Source organism: Mycobacterium sp. (genome assembly GCF_008709575.1).
Taxonomy (GTDB): Bacteria; Actinomycetota; Actinomycetes; order Mycobacteriales; family Mycobacteriaceae; genus Mycobacterium.
In genome coordinates, this window is the sequence record NZ_VYIK01000325.1 from 1 (window position 1) to 710 (window position 710).

At 61.5% G+C, this 710-nt stretch carries 1 pseudogene; it reads left to right on the forward strand.

Going from position 1 to position 710, the window contains the following annotated elements:
* Positions 1–710, forward strand: a pseudogene (locus tag F6Q13_RS18730) (hypothetical protein); the annotation flags it as partial.

A 710-nucleotide genomic window follows, 5' to 3' on the forward strand; every position in this document is an offset into this window, starting at 1 on the left:
CAAGCAGGCCCACCCCGTCGACAGAACCTGGAAGCGAGACCCCGCACCGCCACCTGAGCCCAATAATCCATCTCCTGGTGAGGTCCCAGATCCTGTCGGCAAGCTCGGCCTGCCTAACTACAACCCCCGGTCACTATCTGATGAAGAGGCGCGCGGCGTTTACGCCCAGGGCAAATTACGGATGCGTCAACTCAACGATGAGCTGGCCCGGCAGGGCCTGAGCGCTGAAGAACGCGCGAAAATCATGGCCGAACAACGAAACTCGCTGCGCTCATGGGTACGTGACATTATGAGCAATCGCAAGAGTGCTGATGACCTCGTCGCTTCTGAGCCGAATCTGACATGGGATCAACTGGTCGCTAGGTACCGGGCCCAAGGACTTACAGGTGATGATCTCTATAACAGGATCATTGATCGCGCCACGGCTAGCAGGGCCAGCGTCGATCAAGCCTTGGGAATCGACCCGCATCATCCGCCCCCGCTTCCACCGGTGCGCCCGTCAGCGCCGATAGACGGAGCTGGACCAGGATCGGCTTCAATCATCAGTCCACCACCGAACTTCCCGCGGGTACTGGAGCATCCGCCTGTCACGCCGCCGCCGGTGCAGCCGGGCCATCCCCCGCCATCACCGATACCGCCGACTGTGCTTGACCACCCGCCGCTGCCCCCGTGGCTGCAGAACCCGTCACCGCCGGGTATTGATGTTCATC